This is a genomic window from Salinicoccus sp. Marseille-QA3875 (assembly GCF_054950095.1).
In genome coordinates this window covers 2735012-2755654 of the sequence record NZ_CM143103.1, presented here as the reverse complement: position 1 = coordinate 2755654, position 20643 = coordinate 2735012, and the positions used below count along the sequence as shown (strand labels likewise).

General features: G+C 43.5%; 21 protein-coding genes. 19 read left to right on the top strand and 2 right to left on the bottom strand.

Features of this window, described 5'->3' with window-relative positions:
* Positions 1–30: 30 nt before the first annotated feature.
* The 5 genes from ACY8DT_RS14035 (at position 31) to pheT (ending at position 6043) form a co-directional block, all read left to right on the top strand.
* The gene (locus ACY8DT_RS14035; RefSeq protein WP_462420919.1) at positions 31–1104 is read left to right on the top strand and encodes a M42 family metallopeptidase; all 1074 of its coding nucleotides are present in this window, start codon (positions 31–33) and stop codon (positions 1102–1104) included.
* Positions 1098–1838 (top strand): TrmH family RNA methyltransferase, encoded by a 741-nt coding sequence (locus ACY8DT_RS14030; protein WP_462420918.1) that lies wholly within the window; start codon positions 1098–1100, stop codon positions 1836–1838. The genes ACY8DT_RS14035 and ACY8DT_RS14030 overlap by 7 nt, the downstream gene beginning before the upstream one ends.
* 138 nt (positions 1839–1976) lie before the next feature.
* Positions 1977–2279 carry a hypothetical protein gene (locus ACY8DT_RS14025; protein WP_462420917.1) on the top strand — a complete coding sequence of 101 codons (303 nt, stop codon included), beginning with the start codon at positions 1977–1979 and terminating at the stop codon, positions 2277–2279.
* A 322-nt stretch (positions 2280–2601) separates the two neighbouring features.
* Positions 2602–3654, top strand: a complete 1053-nt coding sequence (gene pheS / locus ACY8DT_RS14020) for a phenylalanine--tRNA ligase subunit alpha (RefSeq protein WP_462422289.1) — start codon at positions 2602–2604, stop codon at positions 3652–3654.
* Positions 3641–6043, top strand: a complete 2403-nt coding sequence (gene pheT, locus ACY8DT_RS14015) for a phenylalanine--tRNA ligase subunit beta (RefSeq protein WP_462420916.1) — start codon at positions 3641–3643, stop codon at positions 6041–6043. Before pheS ends, pheT begins: the two co-directional genes overlap by 14 nt.
* Positions 6044–6258: 215 nt before the next feature.
* Here pheT and rnhC read toward each other — a convergent pair whose 3' ends face one another.
* Positions 6259–6930: a ribonuclease HIII gene (rnhC, locus tag ACY8DT_RS14010; RefSeq protein WP_462420915.1), complete on the bottom strand. Its 672-nt coding sequence runs from the start codon at positions 6928–6930 to the stop codon at positions 6259–6261.
* A gap of 117 nt (positions 6931–7047) precedes the next feature.
* On the opposite strand from rnhC, the gene zapA reads away from it, so the two are divergent.
* The 13 genes from zapA (at position 7048) to ACY8DT_RS13945 (ending at position 19966) form a co-directional block, all read left to right on the top strand.
* Positions 7048–7311, top strand: a complete 264-nt coding sequence (gene zapA / locus ACY8DT_RS14005) for a cell division protein ZapA (protein ID WP_462420914.1) — start codon at positions 7048–7050, stop codon at positions 7309–7311.
* On the top strand, positions 7308–7841 hold the full coding sequence (locus ACY8DT_RS14000; protein ID WP_462420913.1) for a CvpA family protein: 534 nt from the start codon (positions 7308–7310) through the stop codon (positions 7839–7841). The genes zapA and ACY8DT_RS14000 overlap by 4 nt, the downstream gene beginning before the upstream one ends.
* 28 nt (positions 7842–7869) lie before the next feature.
* Positions 7870–9564, top strand: a complete 1695-nt coding sequence (gene polX / locus ACY8DT_RS13995; protein WP_462420912.1) for a DNA polymerase/3'-5' exonuclease PolX — start codon at positions 7870–7872, stop codon at positions 9562–9564.
* Between the two features lie 10 nt (positions 9565–9574).
* Complete coding sequence (locus ACY8DT_RS13990; RefSeq protein WP_462420911.1) at positions 9575–11905, top strand: endonuclease MutS2; 2331 nt, start codon at positions 9575–9577, stop codon at positions 11903–11905.
* 182 nt (positions 11906–12087) lie between these two features.
* Positions 12088–12402 (top strand): thioredoxin, encoded by a 315-nt coding sequence (trxA, locus tag ACY8DT_RS13985; protein WP_052256148.1) that lies wholly within the window; start codon positions 12088–12090, stop codon positions 12400–12402.
* Positions 12403–12462: 60 nt separating this feature from the next.
* Positions 12463–14229 (top strand): excinuclease ABC subunit UvrC, encoded by a 1767-nt coding sequence (gene uvrC / locus ACY8DT_RS13980; protein ID WP_462420910.1) that lies wholly within the window; start codon positions 12463–12465, stop codon positions 14227–14229.
* Positions 14230–14364: 135 nt separating this feature from the next.
* The gene (locus tag ACY8DT_RS13975; RefSeq protein ID WP_462420909.1) at positions 14365–14976 is read left to right on the top strand and encodes a succinate dehydrogenase cytochrome b558 subunit; all 612 of its coding nucleotides are present in this window, start codon (positions 14365–14367) and stop codon (positions 14974–14976) included.
* Positions 14977–14993: 17 nt separating this feature from the next.
* Positions 14994–16763, top strand: a complete 1770-nt coding sequence (gene sdhA / locus ACY8DT_RS13970) for a succinate dehydrogenase flavoprotein subunit (RefSeq protein WP_462420908.1) — start codon at positions 14994–14996, stop codon at positions 16761–16763.
* The gene (sdhB, locus tag ACY8DT_RS13965; protein WP_462420907.1) at positions 16763–17530 is read left to right on the top strand and encodes a succinate dehydrogenase iron-sulfur subunit; all 768 of its coding nucleotides are present in this window, start codon (positions 16763–16765) and stop codon (positions 17528–17530) included. The genes sdhA and sdhB overlap by 1 nt, the downstream gene beginning before the upstream one ends.
* A 95-nt stretch (positions 17531–17625) precedes the next feature.
* Positions 17626–18069, top strand: coding sequence for a MarR family winged helix-turn-helix transcriptional regulator (locus tag ACY8DT_RS13960; protein WP_462420906.1), 444 nt, complete (start codon positions 17626–17628; stop codon positions 18067–18069).
* Positions 18062–18859 (top strand): glutamate racemase, encoded by a 798-nt coding sequence (racE, locus tag ACY8DT_RS13955; protein WP_462420905.1) that lies wholly within the window; start codon positions 18062–18064, stop codon positions 18857–18859. The genes ACY8DT_RS13960 and racE overlap by 8 nt, the downstream gene beginning before the upstream one ends.
* An 8-nt stretch (positions 18860–18867) precedes the next feature.
* Positions 18868–19464, top strand: coding sequence for an RdgB/HAM1 family non-canonical purine NTP pyrophosphatase (gene rdgB, locus ACY8DT_RS13950; RefSeq protein ID WP_462420904.1), 597 nt, complete (start codon positions 18868–18870; stop codon positions 19462–19464).
* A 13-nt stretch (positions 19465–19477) separates the two neighbouring features.
* Positions 19478–19966, top strand: a complete 489-nt coding sequence (locus tag ACY8DT_RS13945; RefSeq protein WP_462420903.1) for a YfcE family phosphodiesterase — start codon at positions 19478–19480, stop codon at positions 19964–19966.
* Positions 19967–20004: 38 nt separating this feature from the next.
* Here the strand turns inward: ACY8DT_RS13945 and ACY8DT_RS13940 are convergent, their stop codons facing one another.
* Positions 20005–20241, bottom strand: coding sequence for a hypothetical protein (locus tag ACY8DT_RS13940; protein WP_462420902.1), 237 nt, complete (start codon positions 20239–20241; stop codon positions 20005–20007).
* Positions 20242–20309: 68 nt separating this feature from the next.
* Between ACY8DT_RS13940 and ACY8DT_RS13935 the strand changes: the two genes are divergently transcribed.
* Positions 20310–20636 carry a thiol-disulfide oxidoreductase DCC family protein gene (locus ACY8DT_RS13935; protein ID WP_462420901.1) on the top strand — a complete coding sequence of 109 codons (327 nt, stop codon included), beginning with the start codon at positions 20310–20312 and terminating at the stop codon, positions 20634–20636.
* The last annotated feature ends 7 nt before the right edge of the window (positions 20637–20643 follow it).

Below are 20643 nucleotides of genomic sequence, written 5' to 3'. Positions count from 1 at the left end.
TAAGAGAATATATAACAAAGGAGATTTGTAATGGATAAACAATTAACACTTATGAAAAGTTTGACTGATGCACACGGTATTTCCGGTTTTGAATATGACGTGAAGAAACTTATGAAGGAATACCTCGAGCCTGTCAGTGATGAAATCATCACGGATAATCTGGGCAGCATTTACGGTAAGCGTCAGGCGAAAAACGGTGATAAGACAATCCTTATCGGCGGTCACCTGGATGAGATCGGCTTCATGGTCACTGAAATTGACGATAACGGATTCATCAAATTCACGCCGATCGGCGGCTGGTGGAATCAGGTGATGCTGTCGCAGCGTATGAACGTCATTACGGATGACGGCATTTTAACAGGTGTCATCGGCTCTAAACCGCCGCATGCACTGTCACCTGATGAGCGTAAAAAACCGGTTGAGATCAAGAATATGTTCATTGATATCGGTGTGACAGATAAAGAGGAAGCTGAAAAAGCGGGTGTAAAAATCGGCGATCAGATTACACCGCATATGGAATTCACTGAAATGGCAAACAAGAACTATCTTCTGGCTAAAGCATGGGACAACCGTATGGGTTGTGTAGTGGCAGTGGATGTCCTTCAGAACTTAGAAGGTGAAGATCTAGGGGTCAACGTTGTCAGCGGTGCAACGGTTCAGGAAGAAGTGGGCCTTCGCGGAGCGAAAACTTCAGCGAATAAAGTGAAGCCGGACCTTGCAATCTCTGTAGACGTCGGTATCGCCTGGGATACACCGGGTATGAAGCCTGAAAACGGCAAAGGCAAACTCGGTGACGGACCGCTTGTCGTACTGATGGATGCATCCAACATCGGACATGTCGGTTTCAGACGCCATATCCAAAAAGTTGCCGAAGAGAACGGCATTCCATTCCAGTTCCAGGCAGTGCCTGGCGGCGGTACGGATTCAGGCGGCTTCCATGTCGCAAATGAAGGGGTGCCATCAGTGAATATTGGTGTCCCACTCCGTTATATGCACTCGAACGTGTCCATTCTCCATAAGGAAGATGTGAATAATGCGGTGAAACTGATTACCGAAATTGTAAAATCATTGGATGATGACACTGTGGAGAATATCATTTGGTAACAGAAGTCATCACTTCAAAAGATAACGCCCGCATTAAAAATCTTCGCAAGCTGCATAAGAAAAAAGAGCGCAGCAAAGCAGGCATGTTTTTAATCGACGGAGAACATCTGGTGGAAGAAGCGGTGAAGTTCAGCCAGCAGATCCACTATATCATCGCTGAAGAAAACTATTCGTTTTCCATTAATGTGTCAAACTTTGAAGTGATTTATGTGACTGAACCGGTAATGAAGACTTTATCCCAGCTTGATACCCCACAGGGCGTAATGGCAGCAGTGAGTTACATGCCGCCGGAAGTTTCCGGTAATAAAGTGCTCGTTCTGGATGATATCCAGGACCCGGGCAATCTCGGCACTCTGATCCGCACGGCAGATGCCTTCGGTTTTGACCGTGTTGTCATGTCGACTGAAACGGTGGATCCGTTCAGTGACAAAGTGCTCCGGAGCGCCCAGGGCAGTACTTTCCATATCAAGCTGGAAGTGACCGATATTCATCCGGTCATTGAAAGTTTCAACGGACTGTCCATCGGTACGAGTCTTAGAGATGCAGAGTATCTGGAAGACATCCCGCAGGCAGATGAAATGCTTGTCGTTTTGGGGAATGAAGGCCGGGGTGTCAGCGATGCTGCACTGAATTATGTCGACCGGACGGTAAAGATTCATATGCCGGGTAATTCCGAAAGTCTGAATGTGGCAATTGCCGGCGGCATACTGATGCATCATTTCAAAGCTGAATAAGTGAATGAAGCCCTGCGATTATCATATAATCGCAGGGCTTTTTATTTATCTGTATCGAAAATCATTAAAAAGTGCGGAGTCAGGGTAAACAGTTATTAAAGACAGAATCATTTATTAATATCATTAGGAGGAATTATGATGGAATTGAAAAAATATTTACTAGCCGGCGGTCTGGCTTCAGTTTTAGTACTTGGTGCGTGCAGTGATGAAGAACCGGAGGTCGGTGAAGATGCATCGGAAACCGATCATGGTACAAGCGATGAAGATGAAGCGGACACTCCAGTCGGTGAAGAAGGCCAGGACACCGGACAGGGTAATGAAATCGGCGAAGGTATAAATGAGGACGAAGAAGAAGAATCAGGCGGTGAGGAAGAAGAAGAGGAAGAAGAATCAGGCGGTGAGGAAGAAGATGAGGAGGAAGAAGAAGAAAGTGTAGAATAATTCATTCTGAATCCTTTCAGAAAACTTGATTTTTAATTTTTTTGACTTATAATAATCTTTATGAATAAAATACTTGCTTCATAGGAAGCCGGACATAAATGATTCCATGATTTATCTCAGGGAGCCGGGTACACGACTGAAATACCGGGCGGTAATGGGAATCAGGTTCACCTGGCGGATGAAGTGACGGGTAAATCCCTTATCTTTTGAAGTGTCTGCATCTGATCATGCAGAAATCTAGGTGGTACCGCGGAAATCCGTCCTTATTAATTTAAGGGCGGCTTTTTTATTTTAAAGGAGTGGAAAAATGGATACATCCGGAATGTCTCAAATTTTAGAAGAATTCAATGCATCGCTGGAAACTGTGGACAATGCAAGAAGTCTGCAGGATTTAAAAGTCCAGTATCTCGGTAAGAAGGGTAAAGTCACAGGCTTGATGAAAGAGATGAAGAACCTGTCGAAGGAAGAACGTCCTGAATACGGCCAGAAGGTCAATGAACTGCGTGAAAGTATCGATTCTGCGATCAATGAAAAAAGTGAAACGCTTGAAGCGGCTGCACTGGAAGAAAGGCTGGCGAATGAAACCCTGGACGTCACACTGCCGGGCCGTAAGTTCAACATCGGTTCCCAGCATCCGATTTCAAGAATCATCGAGGATATCGAGGACTTCTTCCTCGGTCTCGGTTATGAAATCCAGGAAGGCTATGAGGTCGAGACGGATTATTATAACTTCGAAGCGCTGAACCTGCCGAAGTCCCACCCGGCACGTGATATGCAGGATTCGTTCTACATATCTGAAGAGATTTTACTGAGAACACATACTTCGCCGGTGCAGGCACGTGTACTGGAAGAACGCCAGGGTGAAGAAGCAGTCAAAATCATCTGTCCGGGTAAAGTATACAGACGTGACAGTGATGATGCGACGCACAGTCACCAGTTCACACAGATTGAAGGGCTGGTCATCGATAAGAATATTCATATGAGTGATCTGAAAGGAACGCTTGAACTGTTTGCGAAGGAAATTTTCGGTACAGAGCGTGAAATCAGACTGCGTCCGAGTTTCTTCCCATTCACAGAGCCAAGTGTTGAAGTGGATATTTCCTGCTTCAAATGTAAAGGCAAAGGTTGTAACGTATGTAAAAATTCAGGCTGGATCGAAATCTTAGGTGCCGGCATGGTGCACCCGAATGTGTTGGAGATGGCCGGTTATGATTCCAGGGAATACAGCGGCTTTGCATTCGGTATGGGGCCTGACCGTGTGGCGATGCTGAAGTACGGTATCGAAGATATCCGTCATTTATATACGAACGACTTGAGATTCATCAATCAATTTAAACAAACTGAAGATGGAGGCGAAAGAAATGAGAGTCTCTAAAGAATGGCTGAATGAATTTATTGAAATAAAAACCGATATCAATGAGCTGTCAGAGAAAATTACACGCGGTGGTATCGAAGTGGATGACATCATCGACTATACAGCGGACATTAAGAAACTTGTGGTCGGCTATGTTGAGGAAGTGTCACAGCATCCGAATGCGGACAAGCTGAACATCTGTCGTGTAAATACCGGCGAAGAAGTGAAACAGATTGTCTGTGGAGCTGAAAATGTCAAGGCGGATACTTATGTCATCGTCTGCCAGGTCGGCGGACGTCTGCCGGGCGGCATTAAGATCAAGAAGGCGAAATTGCGCGGTGAAGTATCTGAGGGCATGATCTGTTCATTGGATGAGATCGGTATACCTGCTGAGTATGTTCCAAAAGAATTCCAGGACGGGATATTCATCTTCCAGAATGAGCAGGAAGCGGGTGCGGATGCTCTCTCTGCAGTATATCTCGATGATCAGGTGATGGAATTCGATCTGACACCGAACAGGAAAGATGCATTGTCGATGATTGGTGCAGCTTACGAGACGAAAGCACTGTTCGGCGGTGAAGTGAAGCAGCCGGCTGTGGACTTCACAGAAGTGGATGATGCGGTGGATGTCTCTGTAATGAACGAGGACAGTGAAGCGGTTCCCTACTACAGTCTGCGTGTCGTCAAAGATGTGGAAATTGGGCCTGCTCCGATATGGATGCAGATCCGTCTGATCAAAGCGGGTATCCGCCCGATCAATAACGTGGTGGACATTTCGAACTACGTATTGTTGGAGTACGGTCAGCCGCTCCATATGTTCGATTATGACAAAATCGGTTCAAGTGAAATCGTTACGAGATTTGCCTCTGAAGGCGAGAAGATGACGACGCTTGATGATAAGGAGAGGAGCCTCAAGTCGACGGATATCGTCATAACGAACGGCAAAGAGCCGATTGCGCTTGCAGGTGTCATGGGCGGAGACTTTTCCGAAGTGACGGATGAGACGACGAATGTGGTCATCGAATCTGCAGTGTTCAACCCCGTTTCAATAAGAAAAACCAGCGGCAGACTGAACTTGAGAAGTGAAGCGAGCAGCCGTTTTGAAAAAGGCGTATCCCATGAGTTTGTACTGCCGGCGCTGGAGAGGGCTGCCTACCTGCTTGAGAAGTATGCAGGCGGTAAAGTCTCAGCCGGTTATAATGAGGACGGTGAACTGGATACGAGTCATTCCGTGATAGAAACATCACGCGATTTCATCAACAACAGACTGGGTATGACACTCGAAACTTCTGAAATAGAAGAAACATTGTCAAAGCTTGGTCTTGAAACGGTAGTGAGCGGTGACGATCTTGAAATTAATATTCCTTCAAGAAGAGATGATCTGCAAATCGCGGAGGACATCACTGAAGAGGTGGCGCGTATATACGGCTATGATGCACTGCCGACGTCACTCCCGAGATTTGAAAATATCACTCCGGGTAAACTGACGGACGAGCAGAGCAAACTCAGAATCATCCGCCATCAGCTGGAAGCACTCGGATTATCACAGTCGATCAACTATGCGCTGACAAGCAAGGAAAAAGCGACCCAGTTCACAGACCGTACAGACGGCCTGAAATTGCTGATGCCGATGAGTGAAGACAGAGCGGTTTTAAGAAACAGCCTGATTCCGCATCTGGTGGATAATGTCGTCTATAACAACAGCCGCCAGCAAAAAGATGTCCAGTTGTTCGAAGTGGGCAAGATCTTTATTTCCAAAGGGCAGGATACGCAGCCGGATGAAGTCGAAAAACTCGGCGGAATACTGACAGGGCAGATGAACCGTACAGACTGGCTCGGTTCCAATGTGCCAGCAGATTTTTATGCTGCCAAAGGTATTTTGGACAGCATATTCGAGAAGCTCGGGATTCTGGATGACATCAAATATATTCCTGTTGAAGGCTATCCGGAAATGCATCCCGGCCGGACGGCGGACATAGCGCTCGGTGAAAAGAGAGTCGGATTTGTCGGTGAACTTCATCCGAAGTATGAAAAAGATCACGACCTGAACCAGACGGTTGTTTTCGAAATCAATCTCGATGAACTGCTTGATGTGAAACTGGGCAGTATCGAATATGAAGTATTGCCGAAATACCCATCAATTTCGAGAGACATTGCGCTTGTCGCTGACAGAGATGTACCGGTCAGCACACTCGTTGATATTATCGAAGGTGCGGCGAAGAAGTATCTCATCGATGTGTATGTATTCGATGTGTATGACGGTGAGCATATAGAAGATGATAAGAAGTCTGTCGCGATACGTCTGACTTACTTGAATAAGGAAGAGACGCTGACAGATGAAGCGGTTGAAGAAATACATCAGCCGGTACTTGAAGCACTGAAAGAAGAAGGATTCGTTTTAAGAGGATAATAATAAACCCCGCTGGAATCACTAAGATTTTCAGTGGGGTTTATATTTGAGGTACCATGGCATGAAAAAGAATTTGAAATGTGTTTCGTGCCAATGTGGTGTTGAAAATGACACGAAACATGGTTTTTGATAGAACTCATGTCAATTTTATCAGGAAAATGACATGAATTTATGCTTTTGAAGCGTCTCGTGCCATTCAATGTACATAATATGATTTACTTCAACAACGCCTGTACTTTCTCTCTTGTCTTGAAATGTTTTTTAGAAATGGTGTCGACAAAATCCATTCCGCGTTTTTTGGCGAGCTGTGCTGCGAACACATCTACTTTCTTGCTCGCGCCTCTCGGCACTGTGTCTTTCAGAGATTTGTCGAGGTTTGACATCTGTTCCAAATATTTTGCCCGGGCGATGATGCTGGCGGCAGCGACGGCAAGCGATTTGCTTTCAGCTTTGGTTTCCTGATGGATCTTATCCAGCATGAATGGCTCGGGTACGTATTTGTTGTAGGCGTTCAATGTCGTAAACTGGTCGATGACGATTCTGTCCATCTTCTGCTGTTCGGTTGCGTCCAGTTTACTGTATACGTTTTTGATGCAGTGGTCATGGAGGACTGCTTTCAGCTTTACGATGTTCCAGCCTTCATCAATCTTTTTATTGTAGGACGGGTTGTCGAGTACGACGAGTGAAAATGCAACTGTATGAATCAGGTCCTCCGCAATCTTTATCACTGTACTGTTCGACAGATTTTTGGAATCTTTGACGCCGAGTTCTTTCAATAATGCTATTTTATCTTTTGGTACATAGGCAGCGCACACTGTCATCGGACCGAAGTAATCTCCGACACCTGCTTCATCACTGCCGATGGTGTTATGTTGATCATAGTTCATAGAAAAAGTCCTTTATCATTTTGTAATTACTTTACTTGTGAAATCCATTGCTGATACGTATAATATATTAATGATAACATAATTGCAGATAGTTTGGATAAAGGAGGCAGACACATTATGGCTGAATATAAAAATCGGATTTACGTTGACATAAATGATCAGCAGTATACTATAATCGGCAGGGATGAGCCGGAACATATAAGACATATTGCAAATCTTGTCGACCAGAAGATGAAAGAAATCGGATCAAAAAGTGCTGGCCTGGATACGACGAGGAAAGCAGTGCTGACGGCGGTGAACGTAATGGATGATTACGTGAAATTAAAACAGGAATATGATGAATTGATAGACAAACAATCTGACCAGGGACGAGACGTATGACTTTAATAATATTAATTTTACTTATAATTGGATTGATAGTTGGATATAGAAGGGGTTTTGTCCTTCAGTTTTTCCACCTGATAGGGACCATCTCCGCAGTGATTATCGCTGCGCTGAATTATGAGAACCTGGCTTCCAGGCTGGATCTTATACTGCCATACCCGTCGACGACAGAGACTCTGGCCAACCCGATCTTTCCAAACATAGCGAATGCGGAATACGCATATTATGACATGTCTGCATTTTTTGTAATATTCATAGTGACAAAGATCGTCATCCAACTGGTCGTCAGTGCATTTGATTACTTCCAGCAAATACCGGTTTTCGGTACCGTTGGTGAAATCATCGGAGCAGTATTAGGTTTATTTGAAATCATTTATGTTTTAGTAGTTATTCTATTTATGCTTTCGATGGTGCCATTAGAATTTATCCAAACATCCATACAGGACTCGGGTCTTGCAAACTTCATACTGGAACACACATTCATCCTCTCCGACAAATTTGTGGAGTGGTTACAAATCGAGTCATAGTGATATGGCTCTTTTTTTGGAGGAAATTATGACTAAAAAAGATATAATCAGATTACTTGAAAACATTGCGGAATATATGGAACTCTCTTTGGAGAATCCATTTAAAGTTTCCGCCTACCGTAAAGCGGCGCAATCTCTTGAAACAGATCCAAGGTCGCTTTCAGAAATCGATAAATTCGACGATATCAAAGGTATAGGAAAAGGGACCAACGATGTCATAACAGAATATGTGGAGACCGGCGAATCCACTGTGCTGAACGACCTTAAAGAAAGTGTGCCGGCAGGTCTCGTACAGATGACCAAAATTCCGACACTCGGTCCGAAAAAAATTGCCAAAATCTATAAGGCGCTTGAAATCGATACGTTGGAAGGGTTGAAAAAAGCCTGTGAAAATGAAGAGATCAGTGCACTTCCGGGCTTCGGCAAAAAGACAGAGGAGAATATCAGTAAAGCGATTGATGATATTTTAACGCGGCCTGAGCGCTATGCGATCAATCAGGTGCTCCGTTTCAGGGAGATTGTCGAAACGTTTTTGGAAAACGATGAACATGTGGTCAAGTTCGATGTGGCCGGCAGTGCGCGCCGTATGAAAGAAACCAGCAGGGACATCGATTATATATTGATTGCAAAAGATGTTGAAGCATTTACAAAAAATATACTGGATCAGGAATTTGTGACAGAAACAGTGGCGGCCGGCGAGAAAAAACTGTCCATTATCATTAAGGATGATATGCAGGACATCAATGTAGATTTCAGATTTGTCACTGAAGAAGAGTACTATACGACTCTGCACCACTTTACAGGCTCCAAAGATCACAATGTGAAAATGCGTCAGATTGCAAAAGCGCGTAAAGAGAAAATCAGTGAATACGGTGTTGAATCTAACGGTGAAACGCTCACGTTCAAATCAGAAGAAGACTTCTATGATCATTTCGATCTGGACTTTATTCCGCCTGCAATGCGGGAAACGGGAGAAGAAACTGATCTCGACATCGGAGAGATTGTTACACTGGATGATATCAGAGGCGATATCCATATGCATACGGTCTATAGTGACGGTGCATTTTCAGTCAGAGAGATGGTTGAAGCGTGCATCGAAAAAGGGTATGAATATATCGTCATCACGGATCACTCTAAAAGTCTGCGTGTTGCGAACGGCCTGGATGAAAAAAGACTTTTCGCCCAGATTGAAGAAATCAGACAGATTAACGCGGAATATGATGAAATCGATGTTTATTCCGGAACTGAAATGGACATTTTAAAAGACGGCACACTGGATTATTCAGATGATATGCTGAAAGAACTGGATTATGTCATCGCCGCAATCCACTCGAGCTTCCAGCAGACGGAAGAAGAAATCATGCACCGTCTTGAATCTGCATGCAGAAATCCTTATGTGAGACATATTGCACACCCGACGGGTCGTCTGATCGGCAGACGCGAAGGCTATCCTGTGGATATGCCCCGTCTGATGGAGCTGGCAAGGGAAACGAATACGGTACTTGAAGTGAATGCCAATCCGATGAGACTGGATATCAATGCTGATGCAATGCGTCATCAGGATATTAAACTGACCGTCAATACGGATGCGCACCACACAGATCATCTGGATTTCATGAAATATGGTGTCGCAACACTTCAAAAGGGATTCATTAAGAAGGACCAGGTCATCAATACGATGACACGTGAAGAATTCCGCAAATTTATAAATAAGCAAAAATAGAGGTTTTAGTATGAATGATAGAACATTTAGGACATTGGAATTCGATAAAATACTATCTCAGCTGAAAGAGTACGCTGTCAGTGATAAGACAAAACGGCTCATCAATCCTGAAATGGTTTCGAACGAAATCGGAACCGTCAGGGGGATGATTGATGAAGTGGACGATGCGTCCACTATTTTAAGATACCGCAACGTTGAAATGGCGGGTATTTCCGATGTCAAAGAACATGTGAACAGAGCGGTCATAGGCAGTATGCTGTCGATCAGTGATTTCAATGATATTAAAAATCTGCTTTTCAGAAAGCAGTCGTTGAATAAACTTTTTGAGGAATTCATCGAGGATGAAGTGGCGCTTGAATCAATCGGTCATTATATTTTTACTCTGCCTGATATCCACCATCTGTATAAGAAGATAGTCAGTACAGTGGACGATGCGGCCGTACTCGATCACGCATCTGAAAATCTGCTCAGAATCCGGAAGAGAATTCATTCCGAAGAGGGCAAAATCCGTGAAAAACTAAACGATCTGATACGCGGCAGCCAGCAGAGGAAACTGAGTGACGGTATCATAACGATGCGGAACAACAGGTATGTTGTCCCGGTTAAAGTCGAATACCGTTCCGAGTTTAACGGCATTGTCCATGATATGTCACAAAGCGGGCAGACGGTCTATATGGAGCCGATGGCAGTCGTCCAGATGACAAACAGGATCCAGGGTCTGAGAGATGATGAAGCACTGGAGATAGAACGCATCCTGTATGAACTGAGCGCACAGACTGCAGAAGTGTCGGAAGAATTGATGATGATTGACGACCATCTGCACCATCTGGATATGGTCTTTGCGAAAGCGAAATACGGCGCTTCAATCGGAGCGACGAAACCGCAGATCAGTGACATACGAAAAGTATATCTGCCGGCTGCATTCCACCCGATGATCGATCCAAAAGAAGTGGTTAAAAATGATATCACCATCGACGAGGGCTCACTCGCTGTCATCATCACCGGACCGAACACCGGCGGTAAAACTGTCATACTAAAGACGGTAGGGCTCGCCCAACTGATGGCGCAGTCCGGCATACCCGTCCCTGCAAGAGACGGCAGTATTCTGCCAATTTTCCAGAAAGTTTACAGTGATATCGGCGATGAACAGTCGATCGAGCAGTCACTGTCCACATTCTCGAGTCATATGACGAATACGAAAGTGATCATCGATAATGCTGATGATGAAACCCTTGTGCTGCTGGATGAAGTCGGCGCAGGCACGGACCCTGAAGAGGGGGCTGCTCTCGCAATTGGAATTATAGAAGATCTGCTCGCCAAGCAGTCGACGCTGATTGCAACGACACACTACCCGCAGATCAAATCATTCAGCTATACGCGCGATGACGTCATCAACGCAAGTGTGGAATTCGACGTCAATACATTATCGCCGACATACCGTCTTCTGATGGGTATACCGGGAAGATCCAATGCTTTTGAAATCTCAGACAAGCTGGGGCTGTCCCCTTCGATCATCAGCAGGGCGAAAGAGCTGGTCAAATCAGACTCCAAAGATGTCAATGATATGATTACAGCCTTGGAAAACCACACTACCAACGCCCGGAAATATGAAGAAGAGACTGAAAAAGCATTAGAGGAAGCAGAAAGACTTCAGCAGGAATTGAATGAAAATAATGAACAGTATCAGGAATTTAAAGAGAAACTGTATAAAGAAGCACGTAATGAAGCGAACAGAATTATAAAACAGAGTGAAATAAAAGCCGAAGACATCATCGATCAACTGAATAAGATGAAAGAAAGCGGCGCAAAAAATCTTGAAGAGCATGAAATCATTGCGAAAAGGAAAGACCTGAAAGACAGCTATTACCAGGAATCGCTGAAACAGCAGATTGAAAATGAAAAAGTCGAGTCGTTCAATACCGGCGACAATGTGGATGTACTGTCATATGGTCAAAAAGGTGAAATATTATCAATAGAAAAAGATGAAGCAATTGTTCAGATGGGTATATTGAAGATGAATATCCCCCTAAAAGAACTCAAGAAGAGAAAGAAAGAGAAAATTTCACGGCCGGTGGCACGAAGAACCGGTAAGACAGCAGTCAAAAGCAGTCTGGATCTGCGCGGAGAGAGATATGAAGAGGCATTGATCAAGCTGGATCAATATTTGGACCAGGTGCTTCTCTCCAGTTACAGCCAGGTTGAAATCATACATGGTAAAGGTACCGGTGCACTTCAAAAAGGGGTGCAGCAGCATTTGAAGCAGCACCCGAGGGTCAAGTCCTACAGGATGGGCCATCCAAACGAGGGCGGCTTCGGTGTCACTATTGTAGAAATGAAGTAGGTGAGCACTTGGATAATTTTGATATGCTTAAACTGGCTAAAGTTTTAATTGCGGTGGCCATTGTAATGTTTGCAGCGGGAATATTCTATTTATTGTTTTTAACTTAAAGCAATTCAATTGTGGACATACAGACAATGCGTTATAATCAATTTATAAACTGGAAATAATGGAGGTATATAAACATGGCATTATATGATGTGAATGATTCAAATTTTAAAGAAGAAGTTGCGAATGGTGTGACTTTGGTTGACTTTTGGGCAACTTGGTGTGGACCATGTAAAATGATCGCTCCAGTACTTGAAGAAGTTGCGGTTGAAGTGGATGGTAAAGCAAACATTGCAAAATTGGATGTTGATGCTAACGGTGCAACTGCAAGTGAGTATGAAGTAATGAGTATTCCGACCCTCATCCTTTTCAAAGATGGAGAGCCGGTTGACAAAGTTGTCGGCTTCCAGCCAAAAGAACAACTTGTTGCATTGATTGAAAAACACGCTTAAAAATTTAACCGCCTGTGATGGCGGTTTTTTTATATTTGCATAGCTTAAAGAGGGATGACCATGACAGAATTAAAATTAAAACTCTCGGTACTGCCGACAGAACCGGGATGTTACCTGATGAAGGATAAGTACGGTGAAATCCTTTATGTCGGCAAAGCCAAAAATTTAAGGAACCGTGTAAGATCCTATTTCAGCGGTGCCCATGATGAAAAGACGATGCGTCTTGTACGTGAGATTACAGACTTTGATTTCATAGTGACGTCGACAGAAGTGGAGTCGCTGCTGCTGGAATTGAATCTGATAAAAAAACATTATCCACGCTACAATATACTGCTCAAAGACGACAAAAGCTATCCGTTCATCAAGATTACAAAAGAAAAGCATCCTCGTCTGCTTGTCACAAGAACGGTCAAACCGTCAACAGGCACATACTTCGGACCGTATCCGAACGCTTACAGCGCCCACGAAACAAAGAAACTGCTGGACCGCATCTATCCACTCAGAAAATGTAATACCATGCCGGATAAACTGTGTCTCTATTATCATATCGACCAGTGTCTCGGGCCGTGTGTCTTTGATGTCAAACAGGAGCAGTATAACAAGATGATCGATGGAATCACACGTTTTTTAAATGGCGAAACCGGGCAGATCATGAATGATCTGAAAGAAAAGATGGAAGCTGCATCCGAAGCGCTGGAATTTGAAAAGGCGAAGGAATACCGGGATTTAAGAGGGCACATTGAAAATACGATGATGAAGCAGAAGATGATGACGGCCGATATGACGTCAAGGGACATATTCGGCTACAGCGTATCGAAAGGCTGGATGTCGATATCAGTACTGCTGGTCCGAAATGGTAATCTGATAGAGAAAAAAGCGGATCTTTTGCCGATACAGGATGATGTCGAAGAAGAGTTCTACAGATATATCGTTCAATTTTATGATTTGAAATCCAGCCTGCCCCCTAAAGAAGTGCATATTCCGAAGGAATTTAATAAAGACATCATATCCGAAGTGGTCGGATCGAAAGTATTGCAGCCTAAGCGTGGCGCCAAAAAGGAAATGGTGGAGCTGGCCAATAAAAATGCGAAGATTGCAATAGATAATAAATTCGACATCATTGAACGTGATGAAAGACGGACGGTCAAGGCGATTGAAGCGCTCGGTGAAGCGCTCGATATCGAGACGCCGATCCGCATAGAAGCCTTTGACAACTCGAATATACAGGGAGTGGATCCTGTCAGTGTCATGGTGTCATTCATCGACGGCAGGCCGAGCAAGAAAAACTACAGAAAATACAAAATAAAAACAGTGGATGATATTGATGACTACGCATCGATGGCAGAGGCGGTCAGAAGAAGATATACAAGAGTGCTGAAAGAAAAACTGCCGCTTCCGAATCTGATCATCGTTGACGGCGCACTGGGTCATATGAACACTGTCAAAAGTGTACTGCTTGATGAAATGTCTCTGGATATTCCGGTTGCAGGGCTTGCGAAAAACGACAAGCACCAGACAGCAGAATTATTATTTGGCGATAAAGGCGAGATTGTGCCGATGAAGAAGAACTCTCAGAGTTTTTATCTGCTTCAGCGCATCCAGGATGAGGTCCACCGTTTTGCAATCAGTTTCCACAGAAGTATCAGAAGCAGATCACAATCGATGTCCGTACTCGATAACATCGAAGGCGTCGGTCCCAAGAGAAAACATAAACTTTTGAAACACTTCGGTTCCATAAAAAGAATGAGGGATAAGGAAGTGGATGACTTCATAGAAATAGGAATCCCTAAAAATGTTGCAGAGCATATTCTTGAGGGTATTAAGTAACTTTACATGATTAAGTTTTCACAATCTTTAAAAAGCATAAAGAATAGACCTTAAAGTGCCTTGATTTATAGTACCCTTAAGCGTAAAATAGACATTGTGAAAATGTAACTATAGTAGAGTTAGGGGGGAATTCAAGTGTCGAAACAAGATTCGAGTTTTTTAATACGCCGAATTCACTCGTTGCTTGGTGTTATTCCTCTGGGTGTCTTTTTAGTACAACACCTGGTGGTTAACCACTTTGCAACTAGAGGCGAGGAAGAGTTCAATACGGCGGCCGGTTTTATGGCTGATTTACCATTCGTAATATTCCTGGAGATTTTTGTTATTTATCTGCCAATTTTATTCCACGGCATTTATGGTATTTACATAGCTTTCACAGCCAATTATAAATACGGTTATCCAAGTACGTTCCGCAATATCAGCTTTTTAATGCAGAGAGTCTCAGGTGTGCTGGCTTTTATCTTCATAGCCATCCACGTGTATCAGACTAGAATTCAAGTCTTCATGGGTGTTGATCTGGATTTTGATCTGGTAGCGGATATCGTAGATAATCCGTTATGGCTGGTATTCTATATCGTAGGTATTCTTGCGACTGTATACCATTTTGCGAACGGTTTGTGGAGCTTCATGATTACATGGGGTATCACACAGTCTGACAGAGCACAGAAATACATGGGTTATGCCTCACTTCTTGTATTTGTTGTAGTGAGTATCATCGGTATCCAGGCAATATTAGCGTTTATATAATTAGAGGAGTGTAAAACATGGCGAACAATAAAATCATCGTTGTCGGCGGTGGGTTAGCCGGCCTTATGGCGACGATCAAAGCAGCAGAAACAGGTGCCGAAGTCGATTTGTTTTCAATCGTACCTGTGAAAAGATCTCACTCTGTATGTGCCCAGGGCGGTATAAATGGAGCAGTAAATACAAAGGGTGAGGGAGATTCAACTGCTATTCATTTTGACGATACGGTTTACGGCGGTGACTTCCTGGCAAACCAGCCCCCGGTAAAAGCAATGACTGATGCGGCGCCGGAAATCATCCACCTGCTGGACCGTATGGGTGTTACGTTTAACAGAACGCCGGAAGGTCTTCTTGACTTCAGACGTTTTGGCGGTACTTTGTACCATAGAACGGCTTATGCTGGTGCAACAACGGGCCAGCAGCTCTTGTACGCACTTGATGAGCAGGTTCGTAAACATGAAGTTGACGGACTTGTCAATAAATTTGAAGGATGGGAATTCCTCGGAGTCGTTCTGGATGACGAAGGTAAATCACGTGGTATCACTGCACAGAAGATAGACAGCGGGGAAATTGAAACATTTAAATCTGATGCTGTCATCATGGCGACAGGTGGACCGGGTATTATCTTCGGTAAATCTACTAACTCTATGATCAACACTGGTTCAGCAGCATCAATCGTTTACCAGCAGGGTGCGATTTATGCGAACGGTGAATTCATCCAGATTCACCCGACTGCAATTCCCGGCGATGATAAGCTCCGTCTGATGAGTGAATCAGCTCGTGGTGAGGGTGGAAGAATCTGGACATATAAAGACGGTAAACCCTGGTACTTCCTGGAGGAAAAATATCCAGACTATGGTAACCTGGTTCCGCGTGATATCGCAACACGTGAAATATTCGACGTGTGTGTCAACCAGAAACTCGGTATCAACGGTGAAAACATGGTCTACCTTGACCTTTCACACAAAGATCCACACGAACTGGATGTTAAACTCGGCGGTATCATCGAAATTTATGAGAAGTTTACAGGGGACGACCCTCGTAAAGTTCCAATGAAAATCTTCCCGGCAGTACACTACTCAATGGGTGGACTGTATGTGGACTATGATCAGATGACTAACGTGCCGGGCTTATTTGCTTCAGGTGAGTGTGATTACTCACAGCACGGCGGTAACCGTCTTGGCGCGAACTCATTGCTCTCTGCCATTTACGGCGGTATGGTCGCAGGTCCTAAAGCGATCGAATATGTTAAAGAACTTGATACTTCTTATGAAGAACTTGATGATTCAATATATGAGAGAGCGAAAAAGGCTGAAGAAGATAAATTCAACAATATCCTGAATATGGACGGCGAAGAGAACGCTTATGTCATCCATAAAGAGCTTGGCCAGCTTATGACTGACAACGTAACTGTTGTTAGACATAACGACCGTCTTGAAGAAACGGATAAGAAAATTGTCGAGTTGATGGAACGCTACAAAAACATCAACATCAATGATACTAAAAAGTGGAGTAACCAGGCGGCGTTCTTTACGAGACAACTGTGGAACATGCTTGTACTTGCACGTGTGATCACTATCGGAGCACTTAACCGTAATGAATCACGCGGCGCCCACTTCAAACCTGATTTTCCTGAACGTAATGACGAAGAGTGGCTGAAAACTACTAAAGCTCATTTCGAAGGAGATCTGACTGCACCAAGATTTGAATATGAGGATGTAGATGTGAGTTTAATTCCGCCGCGTAAACGTGACTACACTTCAAAATCTAAAGGAGGTGCCAACAAATAATGGCTGATAACAAAGTAATCAAGATAAATGTAAAACGTCAGGAAAACCCTGAGTCCAGTCCTTATTGGGAAGAATTCGAAGTCGGTTACAGAGAGAATATGAACGTGATCAGTGCACTGATGGAAATTCAGAGAAATCCTGTGAATGCCAAAGGTGACAAAACAACACCGGTAACATGGGATATGAGTTGTCTGGAAGAAGTCTGCGGTGCCTGTTCGATGGTGATCAACGGTACAGCAAGACAATCATGTACAGCACTTATCGATCAGTTCGAGCAGCCGATCAAGCTTGAGCCGATGTCAACATTCCCAATTGTCAAAGACTTGCAGGTCGACCGTTCATTCATGTTCGACAACTTGAAACGTGTTCAGGCATGGGTGCCGATCGATGGTACTCACGATCTTGGTCCGGGACCGAGAATGCCAGAGAAAAAACGTCAAACTGCATATGAACTTTCCAAATGTATGACTTGCGGAGTGTGTCTGGAAGTTTGTCCAAATGTCAACGATAAATCAAGCTTCATGGGCGCTGCAGCAATTTCACAGGTGAGATTATTCAACCTGCACCCGACAGGAAGCATGAACAAAGACGAACGTTTAGACGCTCTTATGGGTGTCGGCGGCGTCGCTGAATGCGGAATGGCACAAAACTGTGTGGAAGCTTGTCCGCAAGGTATTCCACTCACTACATCCATTGCTGCAATGCAGAGAGAAACAACTTTCCACATGTTTAAATCATTCTTCGGAAGTGACCACCAGGTGGATTAAACAGTTTATATCTAGGAAGAGCATATGCTCTTCCTATTTTTTTGTGCCGATTTACGATATAATTAATACAAAAATGATAGTAGGGACTGGAATTTATGGCAGATAAAGATTTAATCATATCAATAGAAAAATCTATCAGGTATATTTCAGTACATGTCCGGGCGCATGGCCGTGAAATATTAAAAGAATATGAAATCTCTCCACCTCAGTTTGTTGCATTGCAATGGGTAGGGGATAAAGAGGGCATCACAATCGGTGAACTGTCCAACAGGATGTATCTTGCACATTCCACAACGACTGATATCGTGGATAAACTAGAAAAATTAAAACTGGTCAAAAGATATAAATCCGAGAAGGATAAACGTCTTGTGCTGGTGAAGATGGAACCGACAGGAAAAGAAATCATCAATAAAGTCATCAATAAACGTATTTCCTATATCCGTGATATTACCGCCCACCTCGATAAAAAGGAACTCGACCTGTTACCTGAAATTCTTGAGTCCATCCTTAGAGAAAGTGAAAAAATCACTCATGGATAGACCAATCGGTGTCATGGATTCCGGGGTCGGCGGTATGACAGTAGTCAAAGAAATCGTCAGACAGCTTCCGCATGAAAAAATTTTGTACTTCGGAGATATTTCAAGATGCCCATATGGTGAAAAGAGCCAGGACGACGTCAGAGACTATACAATTCAGATTGCGGATTATCTTGTGGAAAAAGGAATCAAGATGCTTGTCATAGCCTGTAATACTGCGACTGCAGCCGCACTCGAGATCTTAAAAGTACGTCTGGATATCCCTGTACTCGGTGTCATTCAGCCTGGTGCGAGAAGTGCAATACAAAACAGTCGAAACGGTAAGGTTCTGGTGCTTGCGACGTCAGGCACTGTGAAATCGAATGCATACAGTGATGCTATAAAAGGCATCAACAGCGGTTTTTCAGTGTCCAGCCTTGCCTGTCCGAAATTTGTGCCCCTCGTTGAACAGCTGAGATATAAGGACGATGTTGTGTCTGGCATCATCATCCACCAATCTCTAAAGGATTACAGACATAATGAAGCAGACACGATTATTCTGGGCTGTACGCATTATCCTCTGTTGACTGCAGGTATAAGGAATTATTTTAATAATGAAAAGAAAGTGATTGATTCCGGTTATGAAACTGCGCGTGAAACAAGCACTATCTTGAATTATAATAATCTGCTCAGGACATGCGAGGAAGATATAGTGCACACGATATTAATCAATGGTGACAGCAGCCGATTTGAATATGTCCTCAGAGACTGGCTGCCGGGACTGGATTACCAGATCCAAGAAATTGAATTGTAGGTGGAATAATGACTAAGAAAATAGTAATCGCAACAGGAAATAAAGGAAAAATCAATGATTTTAAAGCTGTTTTCACAGGTTATGAAGTCGTCGGCATTAAAGAAATGCTTTCAGACTTTGAAGTTGAAGAAACAGAGGATACTTTCAGCGGTAACGCCATATTAAAGGCTGAAGCAGCATCCAAGGCACTTGGCCTGCCGGTTATCAGTGACGACTCCGGTTTATCTGTCGACAGTTTATCAGGAGCGCCGGGCATTTATTCAGCAAGGTATTCAGGTGAAAGTGCAACGGATGAAAAGAATAATGCCAAGCTGCTTGAAGCGTTGGAAGGCGTTACAGAGAGAAGTGCGCACTTTACATGTGTCATTGCACTCAGCATACCCGGTGAAGAAACGAGAACATATACAGGCGTATTGGAGGGTGAGATTCTCACTGAACCATTCGGCACCTCCGGATTTGGATACGATCCGCTGTTTAAGACTGATGAAGGAATCTATCTCGGCATGATTAGCAGCGGCGAAAAAGGGAAAATGAGTCATAGAAGCAAAGCATTGAAAGAACTGATGAAAGATAAAGATATCTTTGAAAAATTAACTTCAAATTAAAAGGAGAATTTTAATGAAGATTTTGATTATCAGTGACAATCATGGAGAAGAAGAAATCGTTCAAAGTGCATTGGACCATAATCCGGGTGATTTGAATATTCATCTCGGAGACAGCGAATTCACATTCGACAATCCTGAGCTTGAAAAATTCAACAAAGTCAGAGGTAATGTAGATGATGACAGCAGGTTCCCGGTGGAAGCGCATGACGAAGAATCAAGTATTTTCCTGACACACGGGCACCTCTATAACATTAAGAGTGACCGTGAAGTGCTCAGCGACAGAGCTTTGGAGTTCAAAGCGAAATATGCACTGTACGGTCATTCGCATATTGCACTCGCTGAAAATATTAACGGTGTATTCTGTATCAACCCGGGAAGCATTTCCATCCCGAAAGGTGAATGGGAAGCCAGTTACTGTGTACTCGATACAGAAAAAGATAAGGTTCAGTATTTTAACAGGACACATGAAGTGTTAGAAGAAGTCAACTTGATGGAGCTATAAAGAGAAAGGGGGAGATAACACAATGTTATTTCCCTTTCTTATTCGATGAGGCGGGTCAGCAGCATTAAAGCAGTGAGGAAAATCAGACTCACTGTAAAAATGTTGAACGTAATCTGTCTTTTTGTGTACAGTATAATAATGATTATGATGAATAGAGTACCTAAAATTGCAAATATTACAGCGTTCATATCAAAAGAACTGTAGCGCATCGTCAAATAAAGTAAAGCGATGATTATGAAATATGTAGATAAAAAGATATGAATTCCCTGTTTCATCGTATCCCCCTTTATATTATGACAGGAGTGGTATTATCAGTATATTATATTTCGACGACGACTGTATAATGTGTAATACATTTGCGAAGTGGATCGTGAAACTGGACCGCCGCGAGAAAATATACTTTGCATCAATCAAGGAACTGGAAAATATTTTACCGAAAAATATAGATTCCGTAGTTTATTATTCTGATGATCTATATATTAAAAGTGACGCTGTGATTGAAGTATTGAATGATGCAGCGAAGACTCGGATATTCAGTGCATTCAAAGTGATACCTGAATGTTTCAGAAACCGTTTCTATACATTGATTGCAAGGAACAGATACCGTCTGAACAGGGGCGGTGCCTGCGAAATCAACCACACAGTAAGAAAAAGAATTATTTCATCATAAGAAAGTA